This is a genomic window from Pseudomonas sp. TH39(2020), assembly GCF_016650715.1.
Classification (GTDB): Bacteria; Pseudomonadota; Gammaproteobacteria; order Pseudomonadales; family Pseudomonadaceae; genus Aquipseudomonas; species Aquipseudomonas mandelii_C.
Window position 1 is genome coordinate 90,285 of record NZ_JAEKFF010000006.1, and the last position, 25,844, is coordinate 116,128.

Annotated in this window: 27 protein-coding genes; 15 read left to right on the forward strand and 12 right to left on the reverse strand. The window is 59.2% G+C overall.

Annotated elements, in window-relative coordinates:
- Nucleotide 1 precedes the first annotated feature (1 nt).
- Entirely contained in the window at nucleotides 2-520 is a 519-nt protein-coding gene (locus JFU47_RS08270) for a cupin domain-containing protein (RefSeq protein WP_201182431.1), read from the reverse strand.
- Nucleotides 521-587: 67 nt separating this feature from the next.
- Complete coding sequence (locus JFU47_RS08275) at nucleotides 588-1,418, reverse strand: shikimate 5-dehydrogenase (RefSeq protein ID WP_201182433.1); 831 nt, start codon at nucleotides 1,416-1,418, stop codon at nucleotides 588-590.
- Between the two features lie 245 nt (nucleotides 1,419-1,663).
- Here JFU47_RS08275 and JFU47_RS08280 point away from each other — a divergent pair, with 245 nt between their 5' ends.
- From JFU47_RS08280 to JFU47_RS08290, 3 genes are all read left to right on the forward strand, one after another.
- Nucleotides 1,664-2,035: a hypothetical protein gene (locus JFU47_RS08280; RefSeq protein ID WP_123366146.1), complete on the forward strand. Its 372-nt coding sequence runs from the start codon at nucleotides 1,664-1,666 to the stop codon at nucleotides 2,033-2,035.
- Between the two features lie 234 nt (nucleotides 2,036-2,269).
- Nucleotides 2,270-2,464: a hypothetical protein gene (locus JFU47_RS08285; protein WP_003179723.1), complete on the forward strand. Its 195-nt coding sequence runs from the start codon at nucleotides 2,270-2,272 to the stop codon at nucleotides 2,462-2,464.
- A 100-nt stretch (nucleotides 2,465-2,564) separates the two neighbouring features.
- The gene (locus JFU47_RS08290; RefSeq protein WP_201182434.1) at nucleotides 2,565-2,747 is read left to right on the forward strand and encodes a hypothetical protein; all 183 of its coding nucleotides are present in this window, start codon (nucleotides 2,565-2,567) and stop codon (nucleotides 2,745-2,747) included.
- Here the strand turns inward: JFU47_RS08290 and JFU47_RS08295 are convergent.
- Nucleotides 2,744-3,805, reverse strand: a complete 1,062-nt coding sequence (locus JFU47_RS08295) for an AI-2E family transporter (protein ID WP_201182436.1) — start codon at nucleotides 3,803-3,805, stop codon at nucleotides 2,744-2,746. The genes JFU47_RS08290 and JFU47_RS08295 overlap by 4 nt on opposite strands.
- Nucleotides 3,806-3,968: 163 nt before the next feature.
- Between JFU47_RS08295 and trhP the strand changes: the two genes are divergently transcribed.
- Entirely contained in the window at nucleotides 3,969-5,294 is a 1,326-nt protein-coding gene (gene trhP / locus JFU47_RS08300; RefSeq protein ID WP_201182437.1) for a prephenate-dependent tRNA uridine(34) hydroxylase TrhP, read from the forward strand.
- Between the two features lie 118 nt (nucleotides 5,295-5,412).
- Here the strand turns inward: trhP and JFU47_RS08305 are convergent, their stop codons facing one another.
- Nucleotides 5,413-6,276, reverse strand: coding sequence for a LysR family transcriptional regulator (locus JFU47_RS08305; protein WP_201182438.1), 864 nt, complete (start codon nucleotides 6,274-6,276; stop codon nucleotides 5,413-5,415).
- Nucleotides 6,277-6,372: 96 nt separating this feature from the next.
- Between JFU47_RS08305 and JFU47_RS08310 the strand changes: the two genes are divergently transcribed.
- Nucleotides 6,373-7,284, forward strand: a complete 912-nt coding sequence (locus JFU47_RS08310) for a DMT family transporter (protein WP_201182439.1) — start codon at nucleotides 6,373-6,375, stop codon at nucleotides 7,282-7,284.
- A gap of 159 nt (nucleotides 7,285-7,443) precedes the next feature.
- Here JFU47_RS08310 and JFU47_RS08315 read toward each other — a convergent pair whose 3' ends face one another.
- Nucleotides 7,444-8,157, reverse strand: a complete 714-nt coding sequence (locus JFU47_RS08315; protein WP_123366140.1) for a FadR/GntR family transcriptional regulator — start codon at nucleotides 8,155-8,157, stop codon at nucleotides 7,444-7,446.
- A 280-nt stretch (nucleotides 8,158-8,437) separates the two neighbouring features.
- On the opposite strand from JFU47_RS08315, the gene JFU47_RS08320 reads away from it, so the two are divergent.
- The 3 genes from JFU47_RS08320 (at nucleotide 8,438) to ampC (ending at nucleotide 12,426) form a co-directional block, all read left to right on the forward strand.
- On the forward strand, nucleotides 8,438-9,784 hold the full coding sequence (locus tag JFU47_RS08320; protein WP_201182440.1) for an MFS transporter: 1,347 nt from the start codon (nucleotides 8,438-8,440) through the stop codon (nucleotides 9,782-9,784).
- 24 nt (nucleotides 9,785-9,808) lie between these two features.
- Entirely contained in the window at nucleotides 9,809-11,152 is a 1,344-nt protein-coding gene (gudD, locus tag JFU47_RS08325) for a glucarate dehydratase (protein ID WP_201182441.1), read from the forward strand.
- Nucleotides 11,153-11,268: 116 nt separating this feature from the next.
- A complete protein-coding gene (ampC, locus tag JFU47_RS08330) occupies nucleotides 11,269-12,426 on the forward strand; it encodes a class C beta-lactamase (RefSeq protein WP_446739631.1) in 1,158 nt (385 codons plus the stop codon).
- Between the two features lie 244 nt (nucleotides 12,427-12,670).
- Here the strand turns inward: ampC and JFU47_RS08335 are convergent, their stop codons facing one another.
- Complete coding sequence (locus tag JFU47_RS08335) at nucleotides 12,671-13,039, reverse strand: DUF6124 family protein (protein WP_201182443.1); 369 nt, start codon at nucleotides 13,037-13,039, stop codon at nucleotides 12,671-12,673.
- Between the two features lie 516 nt (nucleotides 13,040-13,555).
- On the opposite strand from JFU47_RS08335, the gene JFU47_RS08340 reads away from it, so the two are divergent.
- The gene (locus JFU47_RS08340) at nucleotides 13,556-13,831 is read left to right on the forward strand and encodes a response regulator (protein ID WP_242485109.1); all 276 of its coding nucleotides are present in this window, start codon (nucleotides 13,556-13,558) and stop codon (nucleotides 13,829-13,831) included.
- A gap of 40 nt (nucleotides 13,832-13,871) precedes the next feature.
- Here JFU47_RS08340 and JFU47_RS08345 read toward each other — a convergent pair whose 3' ends face one another.
- On the reverse strand, nucleotides 13,872-14,444 hold the full coding sequence (locus tag JFU47_RS08345; protein ID WP_123366136.1) for a DUF4174 domain-containing protein: 573 nt from the start codon (nucleotides 14,442-14,444) through the stop codon (nucleotides 13,872-13,874).
- Between the two features lie 180 nt (nucleotides 14,445-14,624).
- On the opposite strand from JFU47_RS08345, the gene JFU47_RS08350 reads away from it, so the two are divergent.
- Nucleotides 14,625-14,993, forward strand: coding sequence for a VOC family protein (locus JFU47_RS08350; RefSeq protein ID WP_123366135.1), 369 nt, complete (start codon nucleotides 14,625-14,627; stop codon nucleotides 14,991-14,993).
- Between the two features lie 107 nt (nucleotides 14,994-15,100).
- On the opposite strand, the gene JFU47_RS08355 is transcribed toward JFU47_RS08350, so the two are convergent.
- The gene (locus tag JFU47_RS08355; protein ID WP_201182444.1) at nucleotides 15,101-15,886 is read right to left on the reverse strand and encodes a sulfite exporter TauE/SafE family protein; all 786 of its coding nucleotides are present in this window, start codon (nucleotides 15,884-15,886) and stop codon (nucleotides 15,101-15,103) included.
- A gap of 224 nt (nucleotides 15,887-16,110) precedes the next feature.
- The gene (locus tag JFU47_RS08360) at nucleotides 16,111-16,860 is read right to left on the reverse strand and encodes a hypothetical protein (protein WP_201182445.1); all 750 of its coding nucleotides are present in this window, start codon (nucleotides 16,858-16,860) and stop codon (nucleotides 16,111-16,113) included.
- A gap of 253 nt (nucleotides 16,861-17,113) precedes the next feature.
- Here JFU47_RS08360 and JFU47_RS08365 point away from each other — a divergent pair, with 253 nt between their 5' ends.
- The 3 genes from JFU47_RS08365 (at nucleotide 17,114) to JFU47_RS08375 (ending at nucleotide 19,841) form a co-directional block, all read left to right on the forward strand.
- Nucleotides 17,114-18,262, forward strand: coding sequence for an aldose epimerase family protein (locus tag JFU47_RS08365; RefSeq protein WP_201182446.1), 1,149 nt, complete (start codon nucleotides 17,114-17,116; stop codon nucleotides 18,260-18,262).
- Nucleotides 18,263-18,519: 257 nt separating this feature from the next.
- A complete protein-coding gene (locus JFU47_RS08370) occupies nucleotides 18,520-19,341 on the forward strand; it encodes an aldo/keto reductase (RefSeq protein WP_201182447.1) in 822 nt (273 codons plus the stop codon).
- A 29-nt stretch (nucleotides 19,342-19,370) separates the two neighbouring features.
- Nucleotides 19,371-19,841 (forward strand): DUF1810 domain-containing protein, encoded by a 471-nt coding sequence (locus JFU47_RS08375; protein ID WP_140680223.1) that lies wholly within the window; start codon nucleotides 19,371-19,373, stop codon nucleotides 19,839-19,841.
- Here JFU47_RS08375 and JFU47_RS08380 read toward each other — a convergent pair.
- Entirely contained in the window at nucleotides 19,806-22,166 is a 2,361-nt protein-coding gene (locus tag JFU47_RS08380) for a DNA polymerase II (protein ID WP_201182448.1), read from the reverse strand. The genes JFU47_RS08375 and JFU47_RS08380 overlap by 36 nt on opposite strands.
- Nucleotides 22,167-22,591: 425 nt before the next feature.
- Here JFU47_RS08380 and JFU47_RS08385 point away from each other — a divergent pair, with 425 nt between their 5' ends.
- Nucleotides 22,592-23,032 carry a CBS domain-containing protein gene (locus JFU47_RS08385; protein WP_123366129.1) on the forward strand — a complete coding sequence of 147 codons (441 nt, stop codon included), beginning with the start codon at nucleotides 22,592-22,594 and terminating at the stop codon, nucleotides 23,030-23,032.
- A 1-nt stretch (nucleotide 23,033) separates the two neighbouring features.
- Here the strand turns inward: JFU47_RS08385 and JFU47_RS08390 are convergent, their stop codons facing one another.
- Nucleotides 23,034-23,657: a glutathione S-transferase gene (locus JFU47_RS08390; RefSeq protein WP_140680225.1), complete on the reverse strand. Its 624-nt coding sequence runs from the start codon at nucleotides 23,655-23,657 to the stop codon at nucleotides 23,034-23,036.
- A 448-nt stretch (nucleotides 23,658-24,105) separates the two neighbouring features.
- Between JFU47_RS08390 and JFU47_RS08395 the strand changes: the two genes are divergently transcribed.
- A complete protein-coding gene (locus tag JFU47_RS08395; RefSeq protein ID WP_201182449.1) occupies nucleotides 24,106-24,624 on the forward strand; it encodes a phage infection protein in 519 nt (172 codons plus the stop codon).
- Between the two features lie 80 nt (nucleotides 24,625-24,704).
- Here the strand turns inward: JFU47_RS08395 and JFU47_RS08400 are convergent, their stop codons facing one another.
- Nucleotides 24,705-25,799: a DUF1615 domain-containing protein gene (locus tag JFU47_RS08400; protein WP_201182450.1), complete on the reverse strand. Its 1,095-nt coding sequence runs from the start codon at nucleotides 25,797-25,799 to the stop codon at nucleotides 24,705-24,707.
- Nucleotides 25,800-25,844 lie beyond the last annotated feature (45 nt).

Here is a 25,844-nt window from a genome sequence, read left to right on the forward strand (position 1 = left end):
GTTACTCGCCGTCCCAATAATCCACGCCGTCGGCCGGCCTGGCGACGGCGACGAAGCCCGAGGTATTGCCCTCGGCATCGACCTTGAAGTCGTCCATCACCGCATACTTGCCAGAATCCGGGTACTCGCAAATCTCGGGTGATTGCTGGGTGCTGACCGCCAGGTAGCGCAGTTCAGCATCGCTGGTGTTGATGATCTGGTGCGCGGCTTCAGGGCCGCCCGGCGGGCAGGCAATGACATCACCGGCGCGAACGGGAAAGCGCTCGGCACCCAAGCGAATCTCCCCTTCCCCGGCCACGATGTAAAACATCTCCTCGTTGACCCGATGACTGTGAAACGGGCTGCCACGCATCCCCGGCTCCAGTGCGTAAAGGCGATAACCGAGCTTCTGCGCGCCGAGTTGCTGGCCGATGCGCGCCTGCCGTTGCTGATAGCGGTCGGCGGTGTCTCCCGTCGGGGCAAACGCTTCGGGCAGCGGTTCAAGCGCGGCCTGATCCAGATTAAGAATGGCAGGATGCATGAGTCACCTCAGTCACGATTTGATGGGGCGGCACGTCTTCGCGGGCTGGCGGCACGTATAGGCAAGGCTAACGGCGGGCAAATTCCACGGCCTGGTGAAACTGCTCATCGGTCGGGCGCACGCCGGTGTACAGCACAAACTGCTCAAGCGCCTGGATCGCGATCACTTCCAGCCCGGTAATCACGCGTTTGCCTTCGGCACGACCGCGCACAATCAACGGTGTTTCCGAGGGGATCGCCACCACATCGAAGACAGTCTCGGCCGCCGCAATGGTTTCAGCCTCGAACGCCAGCTGTTCGGCCTCGGGGCCGCCGGCCATGCCAATCGGGGTGACGTTGATCAGCATTTTCGGCCGCTCCGAGCCCAGCTCCGAGCCCAGCTCCGCTTGCCATCGATAGCCCAGCGATTCGGCCAGCGCCCGGCCGGCACGCTCGTTACGGGCGACGATCAGGCCATTTTTGTAGCCACCATCGCGCAAGGCACTGGCCACCGCTTTAGCCATGCCGCCGCTGCCGCGCAGGGCAAAGGTCGAGTCCTTCGGTACCTGATGGGTTTCAAGCAACTGGGCGATAGCGATGTAGTCGGTGTTGTAAGCCTTGAGATGACCATTGGTGTTGACGATGGTGTTGATCGATTGAATGGCCGCTGCGGAGGCGTCCAGTTCATCGACCAGGGCAATGCAGGCCTCTTTAAAGGGCATCGACACACCACAACCACGAATGCCCAGGGCGCGAATGCCGCCAACGGCGCCTGGCAGATCCTGGCTGCTGAAGGCCTTGTAGTAGAAATTCAGGCCCAGTTGCTCATACAGATGATTGTGAAACCGCAGACCGAAGTTCCCCGGACGTGCGGAAAGCGACATGCACAGCTGGGTGTCTCTGTTGGGGTTCATCTGCATGAAAAATCTCCTCGAATAACACTTTCAGATGGACGGGATTAGCCAATCCATCGGGTCTGATCGATCATAACGGTGTGTCTGCGCGCGGCCTCACTGAACCGTAAAGAAACGAGTACAGACCTTACACAAAATTTACCCAACGGCTGTGCTGATTTTGAAAAAAACGCTGTCTTAGAAGTATCCCCGCGACAATCCTTGGGTCTATTGCAGACACAAGCGTCGGGGCGAAGAACCGAGGAACTATCATGATCCGTAAAATCCCCACAGTAGCCTTGCTGATCGGTGCTCTTGCTATCGCAGGGCAGGCAGAGGCTGGCGGCGGTCACGGCGGTCACGGTTGGGAAGGGCCGGCGGTATTTGGCGCGATCGTTGGCTCGGCCATCGTCGGTTCGGCCATCATCAATAGCAACCGCCCGGTCTATGTACAGCAACCGGTTTACGCTCAGCCACAACCGGTTTATGTGCAACCGCCACCGGTTTATTACCAGCCGGCACCGGTCTACGTGCAACAACCGGTCTATTACGGCCCGCCACCGGTTTACTACGGCCCGCCACGTGGTTATTACGGTCCACCGCGCGGTTACTACGGCCCTCCCCACGGTTATGGCCGCTGGTAACGGATTCATCAGGCCCTGCCTCAACAGCGGGGCCTTTTTGTGACCGTCCGTCGGCAGAGGTCTGGATAAATCTCGCCAAGGTCGCTGTCGGGACAGTCTTTGCGGCGCAAGTTGGCAAGATTGACTCGCCATCCTTCCCCCGCGTTGGGGAAAACGGTCATATTTATGTCATGTCGGGTCCGCACTCTTGGATCTGTCCGTTAACAACAGGTTGATAAAAACAAGGACGACCTCATGCCCACGCAAAACCCGCACCGCATTGTCGGCTTGTGCACTTCCAGCAAGGTGTACAACGCACTGACCGAACTCAAGCACCTGGAAGGCCATCGCAGCGCCAAGTTTCTTTCGCTGCTGGCAGAAAACCTGGTGCGAAAAGGCCTGCTCAACGAGCAGGAAGTGGTTCATATGCTGGATCTGGTGGTCGACTGAACCGATGACTCATTGGCATCAATGACGACTATCGAAAGCGTTGATTGTCCGTTCAAGTGTCCAGTCCGTAAGGTAGCTCCACAGATTGATGGAGGTACTTATGTCCCAGGTTCAGATTATGTCCGTTATCGGCAGCGCCGTTCCCGCACCGCTCAGAGAGCTAGGATTGCTCGCCTGTTGGTACCTGGTGCAGGACGGCGAACCGATCAGCGGTCCGCTCACCTCGCTGCCGGCCGCCCACGCACTGTCGCAACGCATCGGCCAAGGCCAGATCGGCGCTTAAGGCAGCTGCACCCGCGGCTTGGTTTCAATGAAGATTGCCCAGCTCGACATGAACAGCGCGGCGATCAGCGGTCCGATCACAAAGCCATTGAGGCCGAAGATCGCCAGACCGCCCAAGGTCGAGATCAGGATCAGATAGTCCGGCATCTTGGTATCCTTGCCCACCAGGATCGGTCGCAGCACGTTATCCACCAGGCCGATCACAAAAATCCCGAACAGCCCCAGCACCACGCCCTGCCAGATTGCCCCGGCGAACAGGAAAAACGCCGCCACCGGCGCCCAGACGATCCCCGCCCCCACCGCTGGCAACAGCGACAGAAACGCCATCAGCACCGCCCAGAGCAACGCGCTCGGGATATCCAGAAACCAGAAAATCAACCCGCCCAATGCGCCCTGAGTGATCGCCACCAGCAGGTTGCCCTTCACTGTCGCCCGCACCACGCGATTGAACTTGAGCTGCAAGCGACGTTTCTGGTGATCCTGCAGCGGCACGGCAGCGCGAACTTTACGGGCCAGTTCGGCGCCGTCCCGCAGAAAGAAGTACAGCAGATAGAGCATGATGAAAAAACTCACCACAAAATCGAACGTGCCCTGCCCCACACTGAAAACCTGCGTGGCGATAAACTCATTGCCTGTCACCGCACTCTTGATGATTTTCTCCCGCAGCCCGTCCAGCTCGCCGACCCCGAACCGGTCGAGCAAGTGCTGGAAGTACGGCGGCAGGCTGTGTTTGAAATGCGTCACATACCCGGCGATGTCCAGTTCGCCGCTTTCGATACTCTTGTACAGCGCGGCCCCTTCTTGAACCAGCAGGATACTGAGGACAATCACCGGCAGAATCGCGATCACCAGGCAGATGCTCAGGGTGAGCAGCGACGTCAGATTGCGCTCCCAGCCGAACTTCAGTTGCAGTCGTCGCTGCAGGGGCGCGAAGAGAATGCCGAGGATCACCGCCCAGAACACCGCGCCATAAAACGGCAGCAAAATCCAGACGAAAGCGGCGGTGACCAGCCCCAGCAAGATCACCAGTGATTTGTCTTGTAGCTTCTCTTCGTTCATGTCCGATCCATGTCAGTCCGCAAGGACACAATGTCGCGTCCTGATGCTTAGTCCGCCACGGTTCGCGCGAGTGCCATCCGTTTGTTCATCAAGCATAGATCCAGATCAATGAACCCCGCGGGCAAGCCGCTTACTCTCGGCGGCTTTTGTGACCGACTCTGCCATGACTCTCCTGCCTCCAGAACTGCTCGCCCCCGCCGGCACCCTGAAAAACATGCGTTATGCCTTCGCCTACGGCGCCGATGCGGTGTACGCCGGTCAACCGCGCTACAGCCTGCGGGTGCGCAATAACGAATTCGATCACGCCAATCTGGCCCTCGGCATTCACGAGGCCCAGGCTCAAGGCAAACGCTTCTATGTGGTGGTGAACATCGCCCCGCACAACGCCAAGCTAAAAACCTTCCTCAAAGACCTGGCGCCGATCATTGCTATGGCGCCGGACGCGCTGATCATGTCCGATCCAGGCCTTATCATGCTGGTCCGCCGGCATTATCCGCAGATGCCGATTCACCTTTCGGTACAGGCCAACACAGTGAATTGGGCCAGTGTCGAGTTCTGGCAGCAACAAGGCTTGAGCCGGATCATCCTGTCGCGGGAACTGTCCCTGGAAGAAATCGCCGAAATCCGCGAACAGGTGCCGGCCATGGAACTGGAAGTGTTCGTCCACGGCGCGTTGTGCATGGCCTATTCCGGTCGCTGCCTGTTGTCGGGTTACATGAACAAGCGCGACGCCAATCAGGGCAGTTGCACCAATGCCTGTCGCTGGAAGTACTCGGCGCAGCAGGCCACGGAAAACCAGCTCGGCGAAATCGTGCAGACCTTCCAGCCCGAACCGACCCTGGGCATCGGCGCCCCGACCGATCAGGTGTTTCTGTTGCAGGAAGCCAATCGGCCCGACGAACTGATGCCGGCCTTCGAAGACGAGCACGGCACTTACATCATGAACGCCAAGGACCTGCGCGCGGTGCAGCATGTCGAGCGCCTGACGCAGATGGGCGTGCACTCACTGAAAATAGAGGGTCGGACCAAATCCCATTTTTATTGCGCACGCACCACTCAGGTTTACCGCCGGGCGATCGACGACGCGGTGGCCGGTCGCGAGTTCGACCGCAACCTGATGACGGATCTGGAATCCCTCGCCCAGCGCGGCTACACCGAAGGTTTTCTGCGGCGGCATGTGCATGACGAATACCAGAACTACCAGCACGGCAGCTCGGTGTCGGAACGGCAGCAGTTTGTTGGCGAGTTGACCGGTGAGCGGCGTGACCGGATGGCGGAAATCAAGGTAAAGAACCGATTTGGCCTGGGCGACCACATGGAACTGATGACGCCCAAGGGCAACTTCCAATTCGACTTGCAGCAACTGCAAAACGCCAAAGGCGAGCCGATCGAAGTGGCACCGGGGGATGGGCATACGGTGTATTTGCCGATTCCGGATGCGGTGGATTTGCAGTTTGGGTTGTTGATGCGGGATGTCAGCGTGAGCTGAATATCATCAAGCGACACAAAACCTGTGGGAGCGAGCCTGCTCGCGAAGACGGACTTTCGGCCAACATCATTGTTGAATATTGAACCGCTTTCGCGAGCAGGCTCGCTCCCACAGGAACTCAGGCGAACTCTTCTCGCAACATCGCCACAAACGCCTCCCGCGCCGGGTGAACCCCGGCGTTTTCATGCCAGTAAAACAGGTTGTCGATCGCCGTCAGCTCGGGGAACTCATACCCCGCGCAACCCGCCCCTTTGGCGTACTGATCAAACACGCCTTTTGGCACCAGCGCGACACCCGCCCCGGCACTGACGCAGCCGACAATCGCCCCGTAACTGGCCAGGCTGACAATCGGCAACGCCTGCCCCTGCCGCAGCAACCAATGCTCCAGCGCCGCCCGATAGGGACAGCCCTGAGGCCACATGAACACGGTCTTGTCCTGCAAGTCCGCGATGTTTCGTACCGGCCCCAGGGACGTCGAGGCAATCAGCAGCAGCTCCTCGCGGTACATCGGCGTGCGTTTGAGGTGTGAGCGCTCGACATCCACCGCGACGATCGCGCCGTCGAGCCGGTGGTTGAGGGTGTCGTCGAGCAATTGGCCCCAGGCGCCAGTGGTCAGCTCCAGCGCCACCGCCGGGAAACGTTTGTGGAATTTCGCCAGCAACCGCGGCAATCGACCGGTCGCCGACGACTCGATGGCGCCAATGCGCAACGGCCCGGACGGCTCGGCCGAAGGGTCCACCGCGCGTTTGGCTTCAGCCGTCAGGGCGAGAATTTTCGAGGCATAAGCCAGAAAGGTTTGCCCCGCCGGGCTGATTCGCAGCCCTCGGCCTTCGCGCAGAAACAGCGCGACACCCAGCTCCGCTTCCAGAGACTTGATCCGTGCCGTGATGTTCGACGGCACGCAATGCAACATCTCTGCCGCCCGGGCGATGCTGCCGACCTCGGCGACGGTCTTGAACATGCGTATCTGTGCCAGCTCCATACATCACCAAAAGTGAAGAGTTGAGGCACTATAAGTCAGTTGTGGAGAACAGTCAGGCTTCTGATACTGGGTGCATCCGCCTACAGGTGCCCGATCATGAAGCCACTCACGCCCTCCCCCGGCTCTCCCGTCAAACTCATCCTGGCCATGGCATTTGTTGTCGCCTGCTGGGGTTACTCGCCGACCGGCATTCACATCGGTTTGCAGGCCTATGATCCTGGTCATCTGGCCTTGCTGCGGTTTCTGCTCGCGTCGGCATTCATGGCGGTGATCGCGGTGTTCCGAGGCATCAGCCTGCCGAACAGCCGTGACCTGCCGCTGCTGTTCGCACTCGGTTTCTTTGCCGTGAGCCTGCACCATGTCGCGCTGAATTTCGGCCAGCAAAGTGTCAGCGCCGGAGCCTCCAGTGTGTTGGCGCAATCGACGCCGTTGTTCAGCACGCTGCTGGCGCGTTTCGTGTTCAAGGACCGGGTGAGCGTGTGGCGCTGGTGCTGCGTTTTTCTGGGATTGATCGGTGTGGTGATTGTGGTGGCCGGGGATCACGGACTGGGGAGCATCGACGCCCATGGTTTGTTGATCCTGCTGGCGGCGGTGTCATGGAGTTTCTACTTTGCCTTGCAGAAGCATCACTCGCGGCGCTACGACGGGCTGACGCTGGTGTGTTACACGGTTTGGTTCGGGACGCTGCTGCTATTGGTTTATCTCCCGGGGCTGGTGAGCCAGGTCATCACCGCTCCGGTTGAAGTGCAGTTTGCGGTCATCGGGCTGGGCGTTTTTCCAAGTGCCCTTGCGTATCTCGCCTGGGCCTATGTGCTGACTCATGTGGATCTGAGCCGTGCAACGATGACGCTGTATCTGATTCCACCGACCGCCATGGCGATTGCCTCTTTTGCGCTGGGCGAGCGGCCGACGTTGATGATCGTTGGGGGCGCACTGGTGGTGCTGGTCAGCGTGTTGGCCTTGAACCTGGAGCGCAGGCCGATGGTTGCTCGAGTCACCAGTGCCTGATCCGGACTAGCGCCAATGCGACTGACGCCTTCGCGAGCAGGCTCGCTCCCACAGGGGATTTCCAGTGTTCATCAGATCAGTGTGGGAGCGAGCCTGCTCCGGACGGCGTTCCGACGAAGAACGATGACGCGGTAGAACTGCCGCCCACAAAATGGATGGTCAGCCATCCGCCGAAAATCGGTCGCGACTGTTGGTCAGGTGCAGCCACATGGCCGCCCGCGCCGCATCCGGGTCCTGGCGTTTGATCGCATTGAGAATCGCCTCGTGCTCCAGGTTGGCCAGTTGCCCGAGCTTGCTCAAGTCCACTGCGCCGCGCTCGGCGGCATTGACGCGGGTGCGTGGGATCATGGCGCTGCCCAGGTGCTGCATGATTTCGGTGAAGCACACGTTGCCGGTGGCTTCGGCGATCAGCAAGTGGAAGCGCTTGTCGGCTTCGACGCAGCTGTCGTTGTTGGCCAGCAGGCTTTGATAGTCGTCCAGCGCTTCGCGCATCTGCACCAATTGATGATCCGTGCGACGGGTTGCAGCGAGTGCGGCCGCCTGGGTTTCCAGGCCCATGCGCAACTCCAGAATGCTGCGCACCCCCAGCGCGGTATCGACGTTCAACCGCAGACCCTGCTCCGGTGCTCGCTCGATAACAAAGGTGCCGATGCCATGGCGGGTTTCCACGAGACCAGACGCCTGCAATTTCGAGATCGCCTCGCGCACCACCGTGCGACTGACACCGTGCTCCTGAACAATCGTGTTCTCGGACGGCAGCTTGTCGCCGGGCAGCATCTGGCCGAGCAAGATGCTCTGGGTCAGCTTGGCGACCAGGTCATGGGCCAGGTTGTGGGTGCGCTTGCGGGCAGGCGCGTCGAGGTCTTCTTGCATGGCGATCATCCGGAGCAGGGCTACCGGAATCGTAGCACTGCGCTGGACGGGAATCTCAGGAAAACGCCGATCAACTTGTATGACAACACTCAACAAACCGGGCAGACGAGACTCCGCGAAGGTCATCCATTAATGCAAAATGAATAACAAACCCGCCATCAAGCGCCATTTTGTTGGGCGAAGACTCTTGCAGTACGAAAAAACGTAGTTGTATGATGTCTATCAACATCGCAACACCCCGTCACACCCCGCATAAAAATAATCAGTGGGAGATAACGCAGTGAATACATCCATATCCGGGATGAACGATGGCGCCGATTCGGTCCTGAAGTCCGCCATCTCGAAAGTGAAACGCCATGTTCTGCCGCTGTTCGTGATCATGTTCATCGTCAACTACATCGACCGCGTGAACATCGGCTTCGTCCGCGCCCACATGGAACATGACTTGGGCATCGGTGCAGCCGCCTACGGCCTCGGCGCCGGTCTGTTCTTCATCGGTTACGCGCTGTTTGAAGTCCCCTCCAACATCCTCCTGCAAAAAGTCGGCGCGCGAATCTGGCTGACCCGCATCATGCTGACCTGGGGCCTGGTCGCCGCTTGCATGGCCTTCATCCAGAACGAAACCCACTTCTACATCCTGCGATTCCTGCTGGGCGTGGCCGAAGCCGGGTTCTTTCCCGGGGTGATTTATTACTTCACCCGCTGGTTGCCTGGCGTTGAACGCGGCAAGGCGATTGCCATCTTCCTCAGCGGTTCGGCGATTGCTTCGCTGATCTCCGGCCCGCTGTCCGGGTTACTGCTGCAAATCAGCGGTTTCGGGATGCACGGCTGGCAATGGATGTACTTCATTGAAGGGATGTTCTCGGTCGGGCTGTGCGTGTTTGTCTGGTTCTGGCTGGACTCCAAACCCCACGACGCCAAATGGCTGAGCCGAGAAGAACAGGACGCGCTGGTCAAGGCCATCGACGACGAACAACTGGCCCGCGAAGCCGCAACACCGATCAAACCGTCGTTGGGCAAGCTGCTCAAGGACCGCCAGATCATCCTGTTCTGCCTGATCTATTTCTTCATCCAATTGACCATCTATGCCGCGACCTTCTGGCTGCCGAGCATCATCAAAAAGATGGGCGACCTCAGCGATATTCAAGTCGGGCTGTTCAACTCGATTCCGTGGTTGCTGTCGATCGTCGGCATGTACGCCTTTGCTTCGCTGTCGGCCAAATGGAAGCATCAACAAGCCTGGGTCGCCGCTGCCCTGCTGATCGCAGCAGCCGGGATGTTCATGTCCACCACCGGCGGGCCGATCTTCGCTTTCGTTGCTATCTGCTTTGCTGCGCTGGGATTCAAATCGGCGTCGTCACTGTTCTGGCCGATTCCTCAGGCCTATCTGGACGCACGGATCGCGGCAGGCGTAATCGCGCTGATCAACTCGGTGGGCAACCTCGGCGGCTTTGTCGCGCCGACCACGTTCGGCCTGCTGGAAGAACGCACCGGCTCGATTCAGGGCGGGCTGTACGGCCTGGCCGCGACCTCGATCATTGCCGCAATCATCGTCTTCGCCGCACGCAATAAACCGAAATCCGCACCTGCCGTTGCACTGGCCAAACCAGCGTCCAACCACGCCTGAACATCTGTTTTGAAGGACACAACAATGAACACACAAGAAACCGCCAAAGCCCCGATCATCACCAGCATGCAGGTTGTTCCGGTGGCCGGCCACGATGGCATGTTGCTCAACCTGAGTGGCGCTCACGGGCCGTTTTTCACCCGCAACATCGTGATCCTCAAGGACAACGCCGGTCACACCGGCGTCGGTGAAGTACCGGGCGGCGAGCGCATTCGCCAGACCCTCGAAGACGCTCGCTCGTTGGTGGTTGGCAGTCCGATCGGCACCTATCAGAAGATCCTCAATCAAGTGCGCCAGACCTTCGCCGATCGCGATGCCGGCGGTCGTGGGTTACAGACATTCGATTTGCGCATCACCATCCACGCCGTCACCGGCCTGGAAGCCGCCCTGCTTGATCTCCTGGGTCAGCACCTTGACGTGCCGGTGGCCGCCCTGCTCGGCGAAGGCCAGCAACGCGATGAAGTGAAGATGCTCGGTTATCTGTTTTATGTCGGTGATCGCAACGAAACCGATCTGGCCTACCGCAGCGAACCGGACGCCGACAACGACTGGTTCCGCGTACGTCACGAAAAAGCCATGACCGCCGACGCCGTGGTCCGCCTTGCCGAAGCCGCCCACGCCCGCTACGGTTTCAAGGACTTCAAACTCAAGGGCGGCGTGCTCAGTGGCGATGAAGAAATCGAAGCCGTCACCGCCCTGGCCGAACGCTTCCCCGACGCGCGCATTACCCTTGATCCGAATGGCGCATGGTCACTCAAGGAAGCCATTCGCCTGTGCCGGGATCAGCATCACGTACTGGCTTACGCCGAAGACCCGTGCGGCGCGGAAAACGGTTATTCCGGACGTGAAGTCATGGCTGAATTCCGTCGTGCCACGGGTCTGAAAACCGCCACCAACATGATCGCCACCGACTGGCGGGAAATGGGCCACGCGATCCAGTTGCAATCAGTGGACATTCCGCTGGCCGACCCGCACTTCTGGACGATGCAGGGCTCGGTCCGCGTGGCGCAGATGTGCCATGAGTGGGGCCTGACCTGGGGTTCGCACTCCAACAACCACTTCGATATTTCCCTGGCGATGTTCACCCACGTCGCGGCCGCCGCTCCGGGTGAAATCACCGCCATCGACACCCACTGGATCTGGCAGGACGGTCAGCGCCTGACCCAAGCGCCGTTGCAAATCGTTGGTGGCTGCGTGCAGGTGCCGAAGAAGGCTGGGTTGGGCGTCGAATTGGACATGGATCAGCTGGCCAAGGCTCATGAGTTGTATAAAGGCATGGGACTGGGCGCGCGGGATGACAGCGGGGCCATGCAGTTTCTGATTCTGGGTTGGAAGTTCGATAACAAGCGGCCGTGTCTGGTGCGCTGATTCAGCGGTCGCGCCTGACCTGTTAACCATCAGCCCGGCCCGCCTATAGGGGGCCGGGTTTAAAAACCGCTCGGAGTGTAGCGGTTAACACTCTAAAATGGCGCGCAATCGAATCAATGACGGACCAAACCAACATGGATAGGCTGAAAACTCTCGCCGTTTGCGTGGCGCTGCTCGCCACCGGCCAATGCGTCGCACAGGATCAAATCGAGACGGTGGTGAATGCTGCCGTACGACCGGTCATGCAAGCCCAGGCTGTTCCTGGAATCGCCGTGGCCGTGACCGTCAACGGAAAGCCGTATTACTTCAACTACGGGGTAGCGTCGAAAGAGAGCGCACAACCCGTCACTGAAAACACCTTGTTCGAAATCGGCTCGGTGAGCAAAACCTTCACCGCCACCCTCGCCGCCTATGCTCAGGCCACCGGCAAACTGTCCCTGTCGGACAAGGCCAGTAGCGTGCTGCCGGAACTGCGTGGCAGCGCGTTTGATAACATCAGCGTGCTGCAACTGGGCACCTACAGCGCCGGCGGCCTGCCGCTGCAATTCCCCGACGATGCCGATGCACCGGACAAGATGCTCGGCTATTTCCAGCAGTGGAAACCGACTTATGCCGCGGGCACCCATCGGCTGTATTCGAACCCGAGCCTGGGGTTGTTCGGTTACCTGGCAGCCAAAAGCATGGGCGCACCGTTTGATGAGGTGATGGAAAAGACGCTGCTGCCGAAACTCGGGCTGAAACACACTTACCTCAAGGTGCCGCAAGCTCAAATGGAGCTTTACGCTCAGGGTTACAACAAGGAAGACAAGCCTGTACGGGTTGGGCCGGGGGCGCTGGATTCGGAGGCCTATGGGGTGAAAACCAGCGCCGCAGACCTGATTCGTTATGTTGAAGCGAACATGAAACCGACCCGCCTGGAAGATCCGATGCAACGGGCAATCGCCGCGACGCATACCGGTTACTACAAGGTGGGCGAGATGACTCAGGGGCTGGGTTGGGAGTTCTACCACTATCCGGTCAGCCTCGATAAGTTGCTTGCTGGCAATTCGACACAGATGACGATGGAGGCTCACGAAGTCCAGTTGCTGACCCCGCCGCAACCTCAACCAGACAACGTGCTGATCAATAAAACCGGTTCAACGGGCGGCTTCGGTGCCTACGTGGCGTACGTGCCGTCGAAAGACATCGGCATCGTGATCCTGGCCAACAAAAACTACCCGAACCCTGAGCGGATCAAGATTGCTCATACGATATTGAGTGCACTGGCCAAGTAGCTGAGAAACACGATTTTTCGTAGCAGCTGTCGAGCTTGCGAGGCTGCGTTCGGCTCGGGCCGCGTTCGGACGCAGCGGTCGTGATCTGGCAAGTGCGGTTTTCCTGAAAGACCGCGGTTGCAGGTTTTACGACGGCTTCGCCGCCGAACGCAGCCTCGCAAGCTCGACAGCTGCTACAGATCTCTAGCGGGCAAACAAAATGGGCGACCCCTTTGAGGTCGCCCATTGTCGTTACTGCGTCAGCTCAATGCCGAGTCGGCGGCTGAGCGTCAGGTGCATCGCTTCTCGGATAAAGATTTTCCCGTGCCTGATTCACCAACAACTCGGTGACCGTCGCCAACTGCTGAATCGACAGCAGCACATCGCGGTTCGAGCCTTCCAGTTTCCCGGCAAAATTCGCAATCAGGACATTCAGGGAGGCAAGGTTTTCGCAGGCCTGATTTAGCAGGGTTAGTGTGTCGACACCAGGAGCAACCGTGAAAATCCGCTGGGTTGTGGCGGTACGCCTGGGGCTTGGGGTGACTGCGCCTTTTGCGGTTTCACACGGCTTCGCGGGATCGAGATGATCGGCGTCGGTCAGGGTTTGCGGTTGATGCTTGCTGAACTTTTTCACAGACGAGGCTCCTTTTTGTGCCATTGGTGTTTTCGTCCCTGGATCCCTCAGTGTCGCGGATTCCCACGTCCGACCGCGATTTCGCGGTGGCTGACGAAGGCTAGCGGTGCGCTCTGACAGAAACCAGTTCATAAAAACCGACAGGACTTGCAGGAAACTTCCGAGACCAATAGAAGCCGATACATCTCCCCCCGGAACCCCCGTTTTTTTTGTAGCAGCTGCCGAGCCTGCGAGGCTGCGTTCGGCTGCGGAGCAGTCGTGAGATCAGACTATGCGGTGCTTCAGGTAGACCGCAGATACAGGTTTTACGACTGCTGCGCAGCCGAACGCAGCCTCGCAGGCTCGGCAGCTGCTACGTTGGATGTCGATTTCAATGGGGTAACCAGTGGATACCATTACATCGCTGCACAAACCGCGTACGATCGCGCCCTTTTTAACCCACCCCGCCACGCATCCGCCCCTCCAAACCGCTTTTGGCTCAGGGACTATGCTCAATCAGGGCATGAGGGCTGATCGATGAGAGTGCTGTTGGTCGATGATCACGCGGTGGTGCGCATGGCGATCGGGATGATTCTGGCCCGTAAAGGCCATGAGATCGTCGGCGAGTGCGACAACGGCGTGGACGCCCTCAGCAAGGCGTTCGAGCTCAAGCCTGACGCCATCGTGCTCGACCTGGACATTCCGCAGCTCGATGGCATGGCCGTCATCGACCGGTTGCGCATCGGTGGCAGTCCGGCTCGGGTGCTGGTGCATACGGGGCTGAAAAGCCAGGCCTATGCGGCGCAACACTGACTTGTAGCAGCTGGCGCAGCCTGCTCTACAAAAACTGCGTTTAATCGTCGGGCATTTCAGGCGGCTTGGCGGGCTTCGCCGGTTTGCCTGGTTTTGCACCCTTGGCGCCCTTCGCCCCTTTGACCGGTTCAGCCGCTTCAACAGGCGCCGCGACCGTCGGCGCTGCGGCTTCTTTCTCGGTCGCTGGCAGGGCGTCGATCGTGTCGAAAATTTTCTTCAAATCGACCGATTTTGATTCATCCCCCGAACTCTCAAACTTCTTCTCGCCGTCCTTGCCCACCAGGATGACTTTGGGCAACGCCCCCGCACCGAGTTTCAGCGAGCGGATGAGTGCCATCGTGTCCTGTTGGCCGAGATCCTTGCCGTCGAGCTGACCGAACATGTTGAGCACGCTGTACACCCTGATATTGCGCTGGGCGATACCTTCCTTGTTGGCCGGATCGCCCAGCGACTTTTTCAGGCCCACCCAAACCGGGTCTGCGGTGCTGGGAGCAATGACAATCAGTGGCCGGGCCCTGCCCTTGTCTATATCCAGCGGTGAGCCGTCATCGGCAGCGAACAAGGGGCCGGCGAAAGCCAGCAAGGTAGTCAGGGTCAATGACCTGATGAGCATGCGCATCTCCTTTTGATATCCACGCTCTAATGATTGCGCATCGCGGCGTTCGTTCCGGGTGACGCACCGCAATTATGTCTCGCCTTGCCCCAAGCTTAGGTCAGGGCGGTCATTGCGCAACAGCCTGAGCTAATCTCATCGCTGAACAACAACGCCCTGATCCGCCGTGAGGACCGCTGCATGAGCGCTCAGTTGAACCACACCATTGTCTGGTGCCGCAACAAGCAAATATCAGCCAACTATCTGGCAGATATCCTCGGCCTGCCCAGCCCCGAACCCTTCGGCCCGATGCTGATCGTCAAGTTCGACAACGGTGTGTCGCTGGACTTCTACGACAATGACCCGCCGATAGCCTCCCAGCACTACGCGTTTTTGATCGGTGACGACGATTTCGATGCGGCCTTCGCCCGCCTGCAAGCCCGACAGCAACCCTGGTGGGCCGACCCCGGCAAACAACGACCAAACGAGATCAACGATTACGGCGGTGGCCGGCGGGTTTATTTCGATGACCCGGACGGGCACCTGCTGGAAATTCTGACCCGGCCCTAAGCCGCGTCCGCCCCTCGCTCGCAGTGCTCGAGCCAACCTTCGTGGCGGTACGTAGCTCACTGAGAATCAGCGGCGGGTTTTTGGGTTTGTTTCTGCAACGGGCGGAATCAGAACGCCAGTTTGTACCCGATCAGCACCAGCATCGTGGCCAGGCAAGGACGCAGCACTTCATCGGAGATGCGGCCAGTCAGGTGGCTGCCCAGGTAAATCCCCGGCAGCGAACCGACCAGCAAATAACCCAGCACGTGCCAGTCCATGTTGCCCATGCTCGCATGGCCGAGGCCTGCCACCAGGGTCAGCGGTACGGCGTGCGCGATTTCCGTGCCCACCAGGCGGCGGGTAGGCAGCAGCGGATAGAGAATGAACAATGCGACGGTGCCCAGGGCACCAGCGCCGATGGAGGTCAGGGCAACCATGGTGCCGAGGACCAGGCCAGTGATCACGGTCAGTACATTCAAGCGCTTGCCGCTAGGGTTGTAATGACCGCCCGCACGCTTGTGGGCGAAATCGAGCAGGCGTTTCTTGAAGAAAATTGCCAGCGCCGTGGCAAACAGAACAAAGCCCAAGGCCTGCTTGATGACCGCGTTCATCGCCTCGGGCGACGTTTGCAAGGTGCTCAGGAACCACAACGTCAGCGCCACTGCCGGCACACTGCCGAGGGTCAGCCAACCGGTAATGGCCCAGTCGATGTTCTGGTTCTTTCTATGAACCAGCACACCACTGGACTTGGTAATCGCCGCGTACAGCAAATCCGTCCCCACTGCGGTGGCCGGATTGACACCGAACCACAACAGAATGGGGGTCATCAACGAACCGCCACCAACCCCAGTCATCCCGACAATAAAGCCGACGACCAGACCTGCTACGACTAAACCGAAATTACCGAATTCCATTAACACGCCCACAAAAAACGCATGAAAAATCTGCCCCGCAGCATAGCGATTTTTCTTATAACCAGTTATATCGATGCGAACTATCGTTATGCCTGAAGTACGCAGTATCTCCTGTGCAGACAGTTCCTTGTGGGAGCGAGCCTGCTCGCGAAGGCGGTTTGGCAGACACTGCAAAGCTGTCGGTCCGGCCTCTTCGCGAGCAGGCTCGCTCCCACAAGGTGGGTTCACTGCACGGGCAGGAAATTCAGGAACAGCAAACTCTGCGCGTAATTCAAGCCGATTCGACGGTAGCGTTCGTCCAGCATCTGCGTCAGCAGGTCCAGCCGCGCGACGATCTTGCCGAACTCCACGGCAAAACTCAGGTTGCTGCCCTCCTCCGAGATTTCGTTGGAGAACAGTAAAGGCTCGCCGTTCCTGTTTTGCCGCTGGCTGAGTATCCAGGTGGCTTTCTCGATGTTGCGGGCAGCGTTGCTGACGAACGTCGGATTGATCGCATCCGTCATGTAGAACTCGAGCCGATTGCCCTGGGCGGTGACGAGCATGCTGCCAATGGCATAGATGAAAGCACCGACCCGGTCGCCGAGAAACTCCGGGCTCATGGCATAACTGAGCGCTGCCAGGTCTTTTTTGCCTCCCAGGGTTGGCAGCGGTTGTTGCTGTTCGATGGCCATGCGCACTTGCTTGCCAGCGGTGCGGGCGTCGAGGAAGCCGGATTTTTTCAACTCGTCCGGGTTGCGCAGGTAGAGCTTGCTCATCAGCAGGTAGAGGCTGTCGAGGTTGTCGCGCATCGTCAGGGTCGCCATGCGATCGACGCTGGTCTGGAGGAATTCCTGGGGTTTGCCTTCGCGGAACTGGCTGACGATGTCGCTGCCCTGCTGCTGGCTGCACCCGGAGGCTGCGAGCATCGACAAGCAGGCCAACAGCAGGCAACGGCGGCGGATTGGCGGGGTGGTGCGGGGTAAAACTCGAGCCATGGGTTATTGAACTTGGGCATGGGCCGGCGGTGGGGATTCGCCGCAGGCTGGCCAAGGATAGAGCCGTGAATCCTGAAAAAGTGCAGTGCCGACGGTCCGTAAGCGTCGGCACCGGTTAAGAGGCGCCACCACATTAGTCATACTTTATAATTGCAACATCGCCTACATAAGCTATAAATCCTTCCTTGATCGCATTTAAACCCGATTATTAGTATGACTACTTTTACAAAAACAACAAAAAGGAAGGTCAACCATGCTTCAATCCCGACACCTACTCTGCGGCCTCGGACTGTCCCTGATGATTGCCACCCTCTCCGCACAGGCCGCCAGCCTGTCCAGCGAACACAAGGCCTTCGGCAAAACCAATGACGGCACGCCCGTCGAGCAATACATCTTGCGCAACAGCCATGGCCTGACCGCCACGGTCATTACCTACGGCGGCATTTTGCAGTCGCTGAAAGTGCCGGACAAACACGGCAAGTTCGACGATGTGGTGCTCGGTTTCGATAACGTGCAGGGCTATCAGAGCGGCACGGCGTATTTCGGTGCGACCATCGGGCGCTTCGGCAATCGCCTGGCCAACGGTGCTTTCGAACTGGACGGCAAGCGCTATCAGGTACCGCTCAACGACGGTTCCAATTCGCTGCACGGCGGCCCTCAGGGTTTTGACAAAGACGTCTGGAAAGCCCAACCAAGCAATGGCAAGGATTCGGTCGGCGTGACCCTGACGTACCTGTCGGCGGACGGTGAAATGGGCTTCCCCGGCAACCTGAAAACCGAGGTCACCTACAGCCTCAATGAGCAAAACGAGTTGCGCATCGACTACAAGGCTTCCACCGACAAAGCCACGGTGTTGAACCTGACCAATCACAGCTATTTCAACCTGGCCGGCGCCGGTAACGGTGATGTGCTGAAACAGCTTGCCACCCTGCACGCCAGCCATTACACGCCGGTCACCGGCAAATTGATCCCGACCGGCGAACTGGCCCCGGTGGCCGGCACACCGATGGACTTCACCCAACCGACCGCCATTGGCAAGAACATCAAAGCCGATCACCCACAGTTGAAATTTGCCGAACCGAAACAGGGCGGCTTCGATTTCAACTGGGTGCTGAACGCCATGGGTGATGTGGGTCAACTCGCCGCCGAGGTCAGCGATCCGCAATCCGGTCGTCGCTTGCAGCTCTACACCACCGAGCCCGGTGTGCAGTTCTACACCAGCAACTTCCTCGACGGTTCGGTCAAGGGCAAGGCTGGCAAGGTCTATCCGCACTGGGGCGCGTTCACGCTGGAGACTCAGCACTATCCGGATTCGCCGAATCAGCCGACCTTTCCGTCCACGCGCCTGGGCCCGGGCAAGACCTATACCCAGAGCACGGTGATGAAGTTTTCTGCCAATTAAACATTCCGGCCCAACGCCATCTATGTAGCAGCTGCCGAGCCCGCGAGGCTGCGTCCGAGCCGGGGTTGCGCTCGACCGAAGTCCTCGCAATTCCTGCGCACGCGGTGTTCCTGAAACACTTCATTGTTTGAGTCGGCGACTGCTTCGCAGCCGAACGCAGCCTCGCAGGCTCGGCAGCTGCTACAGGTCGATGGAACCACCGGGGTATTCTGTTGCCAACCGATGAGTACTTATCGATTCAAAATATGGAGGTTTGAATGCGGACCCTCGAACTGGCCGGCGTCAACGTACCGGTCATCGGTCAAGGCACCTGGCACATGGGAGAAGACCGTTCCCGGCACACCCAGGAAGTGGCGGCATTGCGCCTGGGCATCGAATTGGGCATGACCCTCATCGACACCGCTGAAATGTACGGCGAGGGCGGCGCTGAGGAAGTGGTCGGTGAAGCCATCGCTGGCAGACGAGACGAAGTGTTTCTGGTCAGCAAGGTGTACCCGCACAACGCCAGCCGCAAAGGCATCCCCCAGGCGTGCGAACGCAGTCTGCGGAGGCTGGATACCGATTACATCGATCTCTACCTGCTGCACTGGCGCGGCCAGTACCCCCTCGAAGAAACAGTCGAAGCCTTCGAACGCCTGCGCGAAGAAGGCAAGATCGGTCGCTGGGGCGTCTCCAATTTTGATGTCGACGACCTGGAAGAACTGGCCTCACCCGCCTGTGCCACCAATCAGGTGCTCTACAACCTGGAAGAGCGCGGCATCGAGTTTGATCTGTTGCCCTGGAGCCATCAGCATCAAATGCCGGTCATGGCCTACTGTCCGATCGGTCAGGGTGGGCCTATGCTGAACCATACAACGCTCAAGCAAATAGCCGCCCGTCACCGTGTGACGCCGGCCCAGGTAGCGCTGGCATGGATGCTGCGTAAGGAAGGTGTGATCGCCATCCCCAAAGCGGTCCGACCCGAGCACGTGCAACTCAACGCGCAAGCCGCGCAATTGCAATTGGAGGCTGGGGATCTGGAGGCGCTGGACCAGGCGTTTCGCGCGCCACAACGCAAACAGCGGTTGGCCATGGTCTGAGCCATCGCAGTCTGTCAGAGGGCTTCGGCATGAGAAGCACTGATCAGGACGATTCCTTTAATCTGCAACGCTTTATCCAGGCACAGGACCCGGTGTTCAAACGGGTCCAGGCCGAGCTGAACGCCGGCCACAAGCGCAGTCACTGGATGTGGTTCATCTTTCCGCAACTCTCAGGATTGGGCGGCAGCGAGATGTCCCGCCACTTTGCCATACGTTCCAAAGAGGAAGCCGCGGCGTACCTCAATCATCCGCTGCTGGGTTCACGGTTGCGTACCTGCACGCAATTGGTGCTGAACATCGAAAACAGCTCAATTGCGGCCATCTTCGGTCACCCCGACAATCTCAAGTTTCACTCTTCCATGACGCTGTTCGCCCAGGTTGCCGGCGCTAACAGCGACTTTCATCAAGCACTGGACCAGTATTTCCACGGCATCCTGGATGACTGGACGTTGTTGCTGCTGGACTCAAAACAGGCCCAACTGCCCACCCATCAAGGTTGAAAAGTCATCGTCCACGAAGGGCAGAATGGCATCCGCCACCGGTTGCAGTTGCCGGGTGACGTAGTGGTCGTAGTCGATGGGCGCGCTGCGGATTTCCAGCGGCTCGGGCCCGGCGACGGTGATCACGTAACTGATCCAGCCACCGTTCTGGTATTGCCGTGGACGGCCCTGCTGGTCGTTGTAATCATCGGCCATTCGCGCGGCCCGCACGTGGGGTGGCACGTTGCGCTGATAGTCATCGAGGGTGCGGCGCAGGCGCTTGCGGTAGATCAGGCGATCGTCGAACTCCCCCGCCAACGTCTTGCGCACGTAGTCGCGCACATACTCCTGATAGGGTTTGCGATTGAAGATGCGCAGGTACAACTCCTGCTGGAATTGCCGGGCCAGCGGCGACCAGTCGGTGCGCACGGTTTCCAGGCCTTTGTAGACCATTTCGTCGGTGCCATCGGCGCGAGTCACAAGCCCCGCATAGCGCTTCTTGCTGCCCTCCTCGGCGCCGCGAATGGTCGGCATCAGAAAGCGTTTGTAGTGGGTTTCGAACTGCAACTCCAACGCACTTTCCAGACCGTATTGCTGCTGCACATGCTCGCGCCACCACTGGTTGACGTGATCCACCAGCGCGCCGCCAATCTGCGCGGCTTCTTGCTGACCATGGGCCCGGCGCAGCCAGACGAAGGTTGAGTCGGTGTCGCCGTAAATCACCGTGTGGCCCTGGGCTTCGATCAGCTGTCGCGTACGCAGCATGATCTCGTGACCGCGCAGCGTGATGGACGACGCCAGGCGTGTGTCGAAGAAGCGGCAACCGCTGGAACCGAGCACGCCGTAAAAGGCGTTCATGATGATCTTCAGGGCCTGGGATAGCGGTGCATTGTGTTCGCGTTTGGCGGTTTCGCGACCTTCGGCGACCCGGGCGACGATGGCGGGCAGGCAATGCCGGGTTCTGGAAAAACGCGCACCACGAAAGCCTGGCACCGACTCGCTGTCATCGGGATGTTTAAGCCCCTCGATCAAACCCACCGGGTCGATGAGGAAGGTTCGGATGATCGATGGATAGAGGCTTTTGTAATCGAGCACCAGCACCGACTCGTACAGGCCCGGTTGCGAGTCCATGACAAAACCGCCGGGGCTGGCTTCAGCGGGCTTGCCGCCGAGATTGGGCGCAACGAAACCCTGGCGGTGCATCAGCGGCATGTAAAGGTGCGTGAACGCCGCCACCGAGCCACCGCTGCGATCCGCCGGCAAACCGGTGACGCTGGCCCGTTCCAGCAGAAAGGTCAGCAGCTCGGTCTTGGCGAAAATCCGCGTCACCAGCTCGCAGTCCTTGAGGTTGTACTTGGCCAGGGCCGGTTTGTCCTCGGCGAACATGCGGTTGATTTCGTCCATGCGCTGGTACGGATTGTCGATCGACTTGCCCTCGCCAAGCAGGGTTTGTGCGACGTTTTCCAGGCTGAACGAGGGGAAACTCCAGGTCGCCGAGCGCAGGGATTCGATGCCGTCGATGATCAGCCGGCCGGTGGCCGAGGCGAAGTAATGGTTTCGGCTACCGTGTTCGCGCCACTGCATTTCTTCACCGCCACGCCCCAGTTTCAGCGGCACCGCCAGGCGCCGGGCGTGTTCGTGCAGTACGCGCAGGTCGAATTGCACCACGTTCCAGCCGATGATGGCGTCGGGGTCATGGCGGGCGAACCATTCGTTGAGTTTTTTCAGTAGCAGGGTTCGGGAATCGCAGTATTCGAGCTGAAAATCCACCTCGCTGTCGTCGCCATTGGGCGGGCCGAGCATGTAGACCTGGCGCTCGCCGCAGCCTTCCAGGGCGATGGAGTACAGCTCGCCCTGAGCGGTGGTTTCGATGTCCAGGGAGACCAGCCTGAGGCTCGGGCGATAGTCGGGGTCGGGTTTCATCTGCGCATCGAGCAGCAGGCCCTCGGTGTTCGGCGTGCCACTGAACCGGACCGGAGCGGTGATGAAACGCTCCATCATGTAGCGTTCCGGCGGACGCACATCGGCTTCGAACATGTCGACGCCGGCCTTGCGCAGCGCGGTTTCCAGACGCATAAGCTGACCGTGCTGCTGGCAATACAGACCGAGCACCGGACGGTGCTCGAAATCCAGCAACGCCAACGGCCGCAGCTCGACGTTCTTTTCGCCGCGCAGCAGCACTTCGGCCTGCTCGCGCTGGGCTGCGGGGATGAACGCCACCGACGGTTGATGAGGCAGACGGATCCGCTGGGGACCGGTGTCGGTCGCCAGCCAGAACTCGACTTCCGTACCGGCCGGGGTATCGCGCCAATGCCGGGTCAGGACGAAGCCCCGCTGTAAATCCACCACTGCAACCTCGAATCTGATTCAGAGGGAGATTCTACGCGGGATCGGGAGGGAGAGCGTGGTGGCTTATGGATTTGGCAGCCTTTGGATCGACCCCTCACCCTAACCCTCTCCCCACGGGGTAGAGGGGACTGACCGAGTTGTTTTCAAGAGATATTGCGACCGAGAAAATTGAGTCGAACTCAAGTTCGAAAACCATGAAGATCGGCTCCCTTTCCCCTCTCCCCTGTGGGGAGAGGGCTGGGGTGAGGGGTGGCTCTTGAAGTCGCTGCCAGATTGCAGGTGTTTATCGACCTGGTACGGAGATATTCGAAAGAAAAACCGCTGAATGGCGTTTTTTGCGCGTTATCTGCCGCTTTCTGCCTTGCCCTCAGCGCCTGTGTCTACGATTCTTCAAGGACAACGACAACACCTGAGAAACTGCCATGAAAACCGTCGCCCAACTGCTGAAGTTAAAGGCTGAACAGAATCATGAAGTCCACACCATTGCACCGCATCAAATGGTGCTGGAAGCGCTAATGGTCATGGCCGCCAAAAACGTCGGCGCCTTGCCGGTCCTGAAGAATGGCGAGGTCGTGGGCATCATCAGCGAGCGTGACTATGCGCGCAAACTCGTGCTCAAGGGCCGCTCCTCCGTCGGTACACCGGTCGAAGACATCATGGTGTCGCCGGTGATCACCGTGGACACCCATCAAACCGTCGAAACCTGCATGGGCATCATGTCCGACAAACGCCTGCGCCACTTGCCGGTGGTGGAAAACGGCCAGTTGATCGGCTTGCTGTCGATCGGCGACCTGGTCAAGGAGGCCATCGCCGAACAGGCTGAGCTGATTCGCCAGTTGGAGCAGTACATCCGCGGCGAATAGATCAATCCGGCCAATGCCGCGCGAAGACCGGTGCCAATGTCGGGTGCCGGTCGATGCGCGTAAGCCACGCGAAAAACCCGGGTCTTGCACTGCGTAAATACTCCCGGCTGCCCGCCCATCTGGAAACCACCGCCGCCAGCACATCCAGCGCCCCCGGCGTCTCATCGCCCAGATACAAATCGCCCGAAAACTGATCGGCAAACACCTCCCAACTCCTGTGCAGTCGCACGCGGGCGCCGGCCATGAGGTTTTGCCTGGACGATTCATCCGCCTCGGCCAACCAACGCTCGGGGTAATCGATGATGCCAATCGCCGAATAGCAATTGCTGACGATGTACACCAGGCCGCGAATGGCCTGATCCCGCGCGGCGGTGTTTGTCGGCAGCAGGTTTGATTTGGGGAACGTGAGCCCCAGGTGAATCAGAATCGCCGCGCTCTCGGTGAGAACGCTGCCATCGGGCAATTGCAGGGTCGGGATCTGCTTGAGCGGATTGAGTTTCTCCAGCGCGTGGGTCGCCTCGGGAGAGGATTCAACGTCGATGAAGCGGTAAGGAATTTCGCAAAGCTCCAGTGCCGCTTCTATCGCGGCAGCGCCGGAGTTCTGGTGTCCGTATAGCTGGTACATATCGCACGCTCCTGGCGAAACGAAAATTGAGTCAGCAGACGAGTGGGCACGAGGTACGTTCCCTGCCATTGGGCCGGGCGATACAGGTAAGATACGCCTCCCGGACCGCACTCATGACTACCCGTCGCGGCTCAAGCTCTACTGCACACTTCAAGGAAAGAACATGCGCCAACAGGATGGCGGTCTCGCCCCGTTTCTTCGTCTCTATGGGTTTCTACTGGCAGGCCTGGCCTTGAGTGGCTGCTCGCCGAGCGAACACTCGTCATCGGCCAGTCTAGCCGGTGAACAAGCCTCAGTCGTTGAACTGAAACATCACGCTCGCGTGGGGTGCGTCGTCCTTCCTATCATTGCCGTCGATGTTCACCATCACGGCAATGAAGTTCTCATAAAAAATCCGCGGCGTAACATCGGCTCCAGACCCAACAACTACACCCCGGAGCACACCATCATGAAACGCCAAACTATCCTCAGCATCGCTTTCTCGGTTTTTGCAGTTAACGCTTTCGCCGCTACCTCTGTTCACCCGGTTGTCGCTGAAGGCGGCTCGGATCGTCTGATTGAAAGTCGTGTGGCTGAAGGTGGTTCCGACCGTTTGATCGAGAAACGCGTTGCCGAAGGTGGTTCCGATCGTCTGATCGAAAACCGCGTCGCTGAAGGTGGTTCGGATCGTCTGATCGAGAAACGCGTTGCTGAAGGTGGTTCCGATCGCCTGATCGAAAACCGCGTCGCTGAAGGTGGTTCGGATCGTCTGATCGAGAAACGCGTCGCTGAAGGTGGTTCAGATCGTCTGATCGAGAAACGCGTTGCCGAAGGTGGTTCCGATCGCCTGATCGAAAACCGCGTCGCTGAAGGTGGTTCAGATCGTCTGATCGAGAAACGCGTTGCTGAAGGTGGTTCTGATCGCCTGATCGAAAACCGTGTCGCTGAAGGTGGTTCGGATCGTTTGATCGAAAGCCGCGCTGCATAAATGAATGGTTTTACCGCAGTACTCAATGAAAAACCCGGCCTCATCAGCCGGGTTTTTTTACGCCTGTTTTTTGTGGTCGGTCACTTGCCGGCCCGCGCCATGCAACGCTGATAACGCTCATCGACCCGCTTGGCAAACCACGCCGTGGTGAGTTTGCGGGTGATTTTCGGGCTTTGCAGCACGATCCCCGGCAACACCGCACGCGGTAATGGCCGACCTTCCGCCTTTTCGGCCAGGGCGAAAACCCGTGCATAGAGCTGGGTGTCCTCGAATTCGAAGTTTTTGCCCTCCTCCAATTGGTCCCGAATGGTCGGATTGCGCATGCCCAGTTGCTTGCCGAGGGTGCGCACCGCCAATTCCGTAGTGCCAGGCATGATCGAATCGTAGCGGACCAGGTCACCATCCAGCGCCAGCGGTATGCCCGACGCGCGACTCACCGCGTTCTGAAACGCAGCATTGCGACTGGCGTACCAACCGGCATTGAAATCGGCAAAGCGATACAGCGGTTGTTTGTAGCTCACCGGATAACCGAGCAAGTGGGCGATACCGAAGTACAGGCCGCCGCGACGACTGAACACTTCATGACGGATCGAGCCGTCCACCGGGTACGGATACGCCTTCGCCTGTTGCTCGGCGAAATCGATGCTGACCTGCATCGGCCCACCGGTGTGCACCGGGTTGAACCCACCAAACAGCGTCCGGCCCATGGGCACCATGCCGATGAAATCATCGAAGATCGCGCTGAGCTCTTTTTCGCTACGCGCCGCATTGAGTCGGTCGCGATAGCTTTTGCCGTTGGATGAACTCACCTGCAGCGCACCGCTCACCAGCAAGCCGGGAATGTGGGCTTTGTCGGCACGGCGGTCGATCTCCTCGCGGGCGATTTTGCCCAGGCCCGGTACCGGCGGGTCCACCTGAAAAGTCGACTCCTGCTCGGTGACCGCCAGTACCGAGCACAGGTTTTGGGTGGATGGATAAATGTTCTGGGCAGCAAATGCTGCGTAAATATCGGTAGCCCAGCCCTGGCGATCGGCGGTTTTGGCCGGCAGCAGGCTCACGATCTCAGCCTTGACCTCGGCAGGCTTGCGCACAGGGAGCTCTTGCGTGCGCTGAGTGCCGCAACCTGCCAGCAACAGCAGCGCGGCGACGCTCATCATCAATCGATTGGCTTGCATGTTGCTCCATCAAATCCGTTGAGCCGGGGTAACCATACGATCAAT